This is a genomic window from Moorena sp., assembly GCF_982860115.1.
This window is the reverse complement of sequence record NZ_CEYLVT010000287.1, coordinates 1-8,407: the sequence shown is the minus strand read 5'-3', so window position 1 is coordinate 8,407 and position 8,407 is coordinate 1. Positions and strand designations below refer to the sequence as shown.

The 8,407-nt window shown below is 43.8% G+C and carries 5 protein-coding genes and 2 pseudogenes; 5 read left to right on the top strand and 2 right to left on the bottom strand.

Going from position 1 to position 8,407, the window contains the following annotated elements; translation table 11 throughout:
• Nucleotides 1–473: 473 nt before the first annotated feature.
• The 4 genes from AC4II3_RS29270 to AC4II3_RS29255 all read left to right on the top strand — a co-directional run bounded on the left by AC4II3_RS29270 (nucleotide 474) and on the right by AC4II3_RS29255 (nucleotide 3,315).
• A complete protein-coding gene (locus AC4II3_RS29270; protein WP_488010911.1) occupies nucleotides 474–767 on the top strand; it encodes a hypothetical protein in 294 nt (97 codons plus the stop codon).
• A 68-nt stretch (nucleotides 768–835) separates the two neighbouring features.
• Nucleotides 836–1,045 (top strand): hypothetical protein, encoded by a 210-nt coding sequence (locus AC4II3_RS29265; RefSeq protein ID WP_488010910.1) that lies wholly within the window; start codon nucleotides 836–838, stop codon nucleotides 1,043–1,045.
• Nucleotides 1,046–1,321: 276 nt separating this feature from the next.
• Nucleotides 1,322–2,845 carry a group II intron reverse transcriptase/maturase gene (locus tag AC4II3_RS29260; RefSeq protein WP_293071282.1) on the top strand — a complete coding sequence of 508 codons (1,524 nt, stop codon included), beginning with the start codon at nucleotides 1,322–1,324 and terminating at the stop codon, nucleotides 2,843–2,845.
• A gap of 92 nt (nucleotides 2,846–2,937) precedes the next feature.
• The gene (locus tag AC4II3_RS29255) at nucleotides 2,938–3,315 is read left to right on the top strand and encodes a clan AA aspartic protease (RefSeq protein WP_488010908.1); all 378 of its coding nucleotides are present in this window, start codon (nucleotides 2,938–2,940) and stop codon (nucleotides 3,313–3,315) included.
• A 28-nt stretch (nucleotides 3,316–3,343) separates the two neighbouring features.
• Here AC4II3_RS29255 and AC4II3_RS29250 read toward each other — a convergent pair whose 3' ends face one another.
• Nucleotides 3,344–6,139, bottom strand: a complete 2,796-nt coding sequence (locus tag AC4II3_RS29250; protein ID WP_488010907.1) for a S8 family serine peptidase — start codon at nucleotides 6,137–6,139, stop codon at nucleotides 3,344–3,346.
• A gap of 563 nt (nucleotides 6,140–6,702) precedes the next feature.
• Nucleotides 6,703–7,096, bottom strand: a pseudogene (gene tnpA / locus AC4II3_RS29245) (IS200/IS605 family transposase).
• A gap of 191 nt (nucleotides 7,097–7,287) precedes the next feature.
• Here tnpA and AC4II3_RS29240 point away from each other — a divergent pair.
• Nucleotides 7,288–8,376 (top strand): annotated as a pseudogene (locus AC4II3_RS29240) (RNA-guided endonuclease InsQ/TnpB family protein); the annotation flags it as partial.
• Nucleotides 8,377–8,407: the final 31 nt, after the last annotated feature.

Genomic DNA, 8,407 nt, shown 5'->3' with positions numbered 1-8,407 from the left:
TATCACACCAGGTAAGCCTAGTGCAGCCACCTTTCTAACCACTTCATCCATATCACTATTCCTCAATATGTTTAGTTTAGAGAATTGCTATTATTTTCACTAGTATTCCTTCCAAACTGAGTAGCGACATCAGTGGAAATAGGGAATTATTGAATCAACAACGAACCAAGCTAATAGTAGGTTTACACCAACCACTTTACGTTGTCTACTTATGGTTAGCGTGAATCTTGCCTCGCGTCCTACTATAAACTTCAGTCAATGAATAAGGATTCCGGAAAATATTTTCCCGTGAATAAAATTCTCTTACCTTCTTGACCCCTATGGCGCTTAGGCCAGGAGCAAGGAAGCCCAGTCTTTCGGTAACTGTTCAAAGTTAAGGGATTACTGCTGACAGCCTATGGGAATCCTGCTTGATGAGTGCGCCCCACGACCAAGTTAAAATAGAGGCGTAAAGCTCAAACAAGATCATTCCAATGACAGTCCAACAACCCCGATACAGCAAAGAAGAATTTGCTCGACGTGGTGATGAAATCTACGAAACTCAGGTGCGTCCAAAGGTCGAAGCAGGGAATGACGGCAAGATTGTCGCCATTGATATTGAAACAGGCGATTTTGAGATTGACGCAAGGGAAATAGCCGCTTGCGATCGCCTCGAAGCCCGTCACCCAGATGCTCAAATCTGGATAGTCCGGATTGGTTCGCGCTATGTTCGTCGGTTCGGTGGACGTGGAAAAAGAGTGCGGCTTGTTCTAAGTAGGAGTCTCTAAAAACTAGAGAGGTATGACTTAGGTAACTCACGGGGGATAACCCCAAAAGTTATAACTGTCCGTTTTGGATGGCGGTGAAAACCCGACCCCCTGCGGAGACAGGTGACTCCCTACCTTGGCCACGCCGAGAACTAGGCATAACTCAGAGCGAAGCTGGCACCAGGCCGCAATCAGACCTAAATCAGATGTGGGACACTGGCGGTATCGGGGAGGTGACATGGATAACAGAAGCAAAAGTCCTGAAAAAGCGTCTAACCACGGAGCCGCAATCTGACTAGTACATGCGAGACTTGATTCCCTATATTTCTCACAGCGTTTTTCTTTTGATAGCTGTAATCTCCGAGAAGGGAATAGGCGAATTGGACTGTCCTAAATCACCAAAACAATCTAACGGATGGAACAAGTAAAAACGACAGCAATAATGGGTCTAAGGAACGGTCGAAACCTCAGTAAGTGATGCCACACTTAATCCCCACTGTCGGGTAGGATGCCACTAAATAACTGGTGGCGGGTATTCAGAGTATACAAACTTGACGGAGAGCATGGGTAGACACATGTCAAATAGATATAGTGACCTTTGGAAAAGCCAACAGTGGAAGAAGCTCCGCCAAAACCTTTTCCGCCTACAACAGCGAGTATATAAAGCAGTTCGAGAAGGTGACCTGAGGAAAGCTAGGTCTCTACAAAAACTCATCATGAAATCCCGCTCAGCACAACTATTGGCAGTCCGACAAGTGACCCAACTAAATAAAGGGAAAAAGACGGCTGGAGTTGATGGAAAGTCAAGCCTCAACTACAGAGAACGCATGGCACTGGTTGAAGCATTGAACCATTATTGTCACGACTGGCAACATAGTGGACTACGTGAAGTACCAATCCGTAAAAAGAACGGGAAGACCCGGATGCTAAAGATACCAACCATAGCAGACAGAGCATGGCAGTGTCTAATTAAATACGCCCTGGAGCCAGCACACGAAGCCACATTTAGTGGTGATAGCTACGGATTCAGAACAGGCAGATGCGCTCAAGATGTGCAAAAGCGGTTACAGATACACCTAGCATCAAACCACAACGGCATCACCAAACGCATCATAGAATTAGACATCAAAAAATGCTTTGACCGCATCAACCACAGTTCAATAATGGAGAGATTAATAGCCCCTAAAGCTATTAAGCAAGGAGTGTTCAGATGCCTAAAAGCAGGAGTTCACGCCAAATTTCCAGAATTCCCAGACCAGGGAACACCACAAGGTGGAGTGGTAAGCCCCTTACTAGCAAATGTGGCACTTAACGGAATAGAAGACATCCACACGTCACTGCGATATGCAGATGATATGGTGTTCATTCTAAAGCCTAAAGACAATGCTGAGAAAATCCTCCAGAAGGTTAAGGAATTCCTAGCTGAAAGAGGGATGGAAATAAGTGAAGAGAAGACCAAACTAACCAAAGCGACAAACGGATTTGACTTCCTGGGGTGGAAATTTCGCGTCAGAAAAGACGGAAAGTTCTCGTGTATTCCCTCAGAGGAAAATCACAGAGCAATCCGTCAGAAGATTAAAGCCGTGGTTAACCACTCGAATTATGGTGCCAAAGTAAAAGCTAAGAAGCTAGCCCCCATCGTTCGCGGATGGAGAAACTACCACAGTAGCTGTGATATGAGCAGCTCAAGGGACAGCTTATGGTTCATGGCCAATACTGCCCACCGAAAATTCCGAAAGGAAAAGAAAGTAAGTCGGCAAAGAGCAACTGAACTATGCAAAAAGGCATTCCCAAAAGTAGGATACAAACAAAACCAACACGTGAACGTAAAGGGGACTAAGTCACCCTATGACGGTGACCTAGTCTACTGGAGTAACCGAAACTCTAGGTTATATTCAGATGCTACTTCAGACGCATTAAAAAGGCAAAACCATTCCTGTGGACACTGTGGATTGAGGTTTCTAGAAGGCGAATCTGTACATCTCCATCATGTCGATGGAAACCACGACAATTGGTCAAAAAAGAACCTTTTAGCAGTCCACCAAAGCTGCCATCAACAGATACACTGGAGCATGCCGAAAGGCCGGTCAAAAGACTGAGTTTACCTAGGAGCCGTGTGAGGGGAAACTTTCATGCACGGTTCTGGAGCGGAGGTGCCCCGGATAATACCGGGCATCGACCGTAACACGGGATGATTAGAGGAAATGTTAATGCAGACTTTGAACCCATTATTCCCATTTCAATTTATGGCTTGAATGGTAAAATTTACACTCAACCGGCAATCATAGATACAGGCTTTAATGGTTGGCTTTCACTGTCTCCAGATTTGATTACTCAGTTAAATCTGAGATGGAAAAGGCGAGGACGCGCTATTCTTGGCGATGGTAGTGAATGTATTTTTAATGTGTATGAAGCAGTTATCCTATGGGACGGATTCTCTCTAACAATTCCCATCGATGAAGCTGATTCAGAACCACTTGTTGGAATGTCATTGATGGAAGGCTATCAACTCATGATTCAAGTCATTGAAGGAGGCAAGGTAGAACTCCACAAAGTCAATGCAGTCTAACCAATCACTACATCTTTACCACTTTTGTTTACAAGAAAACAAAATTATCACTGTCAAGAGCACTGCCCTGAACTCCCCTCAGAACAGCCAAGTCTTGACCTAAAGTACTAATTGAAACATCATCCTGATTTTGAGCGATCGCAATATCTTCAAAGGTGACCCCTAGACCGCTAATCACCAGTACATCAACATCCAACTCAAAATCAGTAATGGTGTTAGCAGTGCTAGGAAAAGCTGCAGCCGCAATCCAAAACTGATCCGCATCATCACCGCCAGTTAGCAAGTTATCACCATTGCCAGCAAACAAGATATCGTTACCCTCTTGACCAAACAATAGGTCGTTGGTGCCAGCAATCAGAATATCACCGTTGTCACCACCATCAAGTCGATTATTTCCCCTACCCACTGAAGCATTTAGAATATCGAAGCCAGCTTCACCAAATAGTCGATCGTTAGTACTAGCAAACAGTTCATCGTCCCCTTCGCCACCATACAGTTGATTGCCACCAGAGGTTGCAGAGGTATCCACTAAATCATTACCAGCACCAGCCAAGACAATCACTGGACTCTCAAAAATAGTCAGCTGATCATCCTCAGGAGTGCCAAAGATTGGATTTGCTATAGCTGGAGAAACTCGTTGATTACCAAAGTCAATACTATTGACAATCTCACCAGGGTCGATTTCAATGGTGTAACTGCCAGAGCCACCAGGAAAGGTTTGCTTCCAGCCTGGTAAGAGCACTTCAGCAACAGTGTAAGTGTCTGGTTTGAGGTCTGTGAAGCTATAGTTCCCTTCAGCATCGGTTATTGTGAAGGTTTCACCAGTATCAAGTTTACCATTCTGGTTCTGGTCAAGGTAAATCGTCCAGTCTTCCAAACCAGCTTCATCAGGCTCCCGCACACCATTCCCATTCAAGTCGTTCCACTTGATGCCAGAAATCGAGCCGTTTCTTGTTGTATCCACTAACTCCTGAATCGCCAAGTCTGCCTGAATTAATCCGAAGCCAGTACCATTATCAAATCCTTCATCAAACCCAGGAGTAAATGGGTCATCCATATCGAGAGCTGTACGCTCTAGAGTGTCGTAAATTACGTCAGGACTTGTTCCTGGAACAGCGTCAAGCATCAAAGCCGCCACTGCTGCTGCATGGGGAGCTGCAGCAGAAGTACCAAAGAAGTTCGGAAAGCCGTCTCCTTCAACATCCCGTCCTGGAAAGGGAGGAAAGAAAGTCGTGTTAGTGCCATCAGGAGCAACAATTTCAGGCTTCTGTCGAATTTCAGGAGTTGCCAGACGATTGCCAGCCGGATCAAATAGGATCGGTGTAGTTCCAGCAGAAGAGAAACTTTCTAACACTGCTGGGTCACTACCAAACGCTGGTGTATTTTGATAAAACGCGGCTCCCACTGCTTCAGCACCAGCAGCATTAGCATGACCATATACTGTTGAGCTGTTAGTAGCATACTCAATATTATCCGCCTGCCTAAACTCAACATACTTGATCCGAGTCGGGTCTGGACCACCCTCCGGTTCAAATTTGCCAATCGCTAAGTGGAAATTAGCCGTTGCTCCTGTAGTGTTTTGGAAGAACAAGAGCTCGACCGGATCGCGGCCTACATTAAAATCTACAGCGGATTCCAGCACTTTAGCATTCAAGTCGTCATTCTCAAACACGAAGATATCTAAGTCATTACTGGAACCAACTCCTCCTGCCGAGGCAAATGGCTCATCCCACTGAAAGGACAGTAAAATACTCTCCCCATCGTCTAAAGTGAACTGTTGGAAAATATCTACACCGTCGGATGGGTCAAAATCATGGAATCGATAGCCCCTATTGGCCGTGTCGTCCAAACCGAGCCGGAAATCGCTTTCGTAGGAATCGCGGCTATTATTACCAGCGGAAGAGAAATAAGAAACACCCTCAGCTACTACCTGATCTACTGCTTGAGCAATAATCCCATCTTGGAACATTGGCTCAGCCAAATAAATAACGTCATCCACAATCACATCAGCACCAGCGACAGTTGCTAAGTCAACAATCCCCTTAGCGAAACTCGCTTGACCCAGAAATGCCGTATGAAAGGCTAAATCAGCACCGGGAGCGACATCATGAATCAGTTGCAGCATGCCACGACCTTCATCAGTGTTGGAGGGGGAGAGGTCGTCTAGCAGCACATTGACGGTCGCCGTATTACCAAAAGGATTACCAATACCAGGAAGGTCCCCACTAGCGATATCGTCAGATTCTCCCCCTAGAACATTATAGCTGTCAGACAATACTCCGACAGTAACCCCACTGCCATCCACACCAAATCGGGTACGAGCAGCTTCAGCATTCATGGCTCCATCCCCTTGAGTGGTGGTTAGCCCGACATTGGTGATGGGACGATACGCTGGTTTGACAAACTTTAAGCTCTCTAAACTAGCCATCTCGTCAAGGGCTTGAATCGGTAGTACACCGGAAACTACCGAACCATACATTGAGCCTTGCTGTAATCCTAACTCTTCTAGATCCTTTAATAGGGTAGTTGTATCTTGAGCTGCTACTGCATCAATCACCACAAAACTGTTGCTTACTTGCAACAATTGGTTGTTGGATTGGAAGGGCAAGAAGGTAGTTTTTTCCAAGTAACCTTTGTGTTCTTCATAGAGTAAGGTCAGATGCCCACCTACTGTTTTGAACATTGGATTGCTTTTCTTGGTAGAACTAACCCCACTCTCTAGTAGCCCCGAATCCATAGCAGATGAAGGTTCGTCACTGACGTCACCTTTAAGATTAACTGTTTCTTCACCCCAAGAGTTTTCAGCCATCATGTTTTCAGCCATAATAAATAATTATCCTGCTCTGATTATTCAGTAATATTGAACAGAGCAATTTAGATTAATCATCTATTAATTATCTTGGGATTATGGTGAATGGTAAATCGTCAATTCTACTCAGATTAATTATCTAGTAATGAGAGGAAATCGTCAATTCTACTTAGATTAATTATTTAGAAATAAGGGTAAATCGTCCTCCCTACTCCCTAGGTAAGCTAATGCGCTACGCGCATTAGCTGAATGGTTACATCCCTATGGCTCTGAGGCCAGGGGCAAGGGAGCCGCGTCTTTCGGTAACTGTTCAAATTCAAGGCATTACTAATGTTATCTGCATAGCGATCGCATTAGATTGTCTAGGAATAGTCAACAAATACCCCAGGGGATTGGTTCACAAGGGCATTTTAAATAAGGCAGTTAGCAGTAGGCTAAAATTAGAGGAACTCCTACTGTACGGAATAACGGAGATGAAAACCGCAGCCCGTGTTATTCATAAAAGTCTAGGTAGCAGGAAACCCCGTGTCTTTAGACCGGGGAGGAATGCTCCACAGTGGCTAAAGCCACCTGACTGGTCAACCATGATGAGGGTCATTGATGTACCTCTGGATGGTTTCAATGCTTACTTTGCCTGCTGCCCTTGAAAAAGTAACTATTTGTCCAAAGCGAAGGCAGCTTCTTAAGTTCAGGGAACTCTTTCCTTAGGTAGTTAGCACTCCTTCCTTTAAAAGCTCTTACTACCTGATAAATGGCATCCGTAGGGTGTATTTCAACAAATAGATGTATGTGATCTGGCTGTACTTCAAGAGCCTTAATATTCCATCCTTTTTCTGTAGCTATCTCTGCAAATATCTCGTAGATCCTATCTCGGATTTTGTCAACAAGTACTTTTTTTCGTCTTTTAGGAATCCATACTAGATGGACTGTGCATAGACCTACCGCGTGGTTGTAGTGCCTATACTCACTCATATTTTTTCTCAATTTTATTCTTTCCGGAGATTAAATCTTATAATAGTGGAGCTTTACTACAAAAAATTTAACCCTTAACTCACAGACTGCCAACTATAAAAGCTCCACTATTCTTGCGGTAACTTCTGACCGGGTTGACTGTTCCAGTGTAGATTATTATAGAGATAAGGACAAGCAAAAAGAGGTCGATAATGGCTAAACCCAAGAATTATATAGGAGTGCAGCAAATAATGCTGCATCCTGACAAAGAGACAAAAGCAATACTTGAATACCTTTGTGGACAGTCAGGGAAGCTCTATAATATGGGAGTCTATTATGCTCGACAGATCTTCTTTAAGACAGGGCAAATACTGACGGGCAAGTTTGACCTAATCTATGAGGGAAGTATAGGAAAAAGCCTGACAGCAAAATCAATTCCTTCGACTCCCGCACAACAAACATTATTGAGTGTTACTGAGGCGTTTAAGTCTTACAATAAATTAAGAAGTCTTTGGTTTAAAGGACAATTACCAAATAAGCCAAGACCTCCTGCTTACCTAAAAGGAACGAAGATGTTTAAGGTAAGTTATCCTAACTCTGGAGGTCAAAAACCCAAGCTAGTAAACGGTAGGCTCAGGTTCTCTCTTGGGTTAACTGTAAGAAGGTGGTTCGGAGTTAAGTATTTTGAACTTCATTTTCCTAGCAATCTAGAAGGGAGGAAAATAAAAGAATGGACAATACTCCCAAAGAATGGAGCGTTTTATTTAGAAGTTTCTTACGAAATTCCAGATCAGAATGGATATAAAAAGTTAAATAATAACGAAGCTTTATCAATAGATCTTGGAACTGCCGACAACCTAGCAGCTTGCGTTGATACACTCTCGAATTCTTTTTTAGTTGATGCCCGAGCTATGAAGGCTTTTAACCAATATTGGAATAAACAGGTATCAACAAGAAAAGAAGGGAAAGCCCAGGATTATTGGGATAAGTGGCTTGCTCAAGCTACTCGTAAACGCAATCACCGAATTAGAGACGGAATAAATAAAGCAGCTAAACTTATCATCGATCACTGTTTGAAATATGCTATAGGAACAATTGTTTTAGGCTGGAATGAAGGCTTTAAGACCGGTGCGAACATGGGTAGAATAAACAATCAAAAGTTTGTTCAGATTCCTCTTGGTAAACTTAAAGACAGATTGCAACAATTGTGTGAAATACATGGGATTCAACTAGAAATAACAGAAGAAGCTTACACCAGTAAAGCTAGCTATCTTGACGGAGACTCCCTGCCCAAGTTTGGAGGTGCGATTCGTTGACTAGAAACCTTACCCT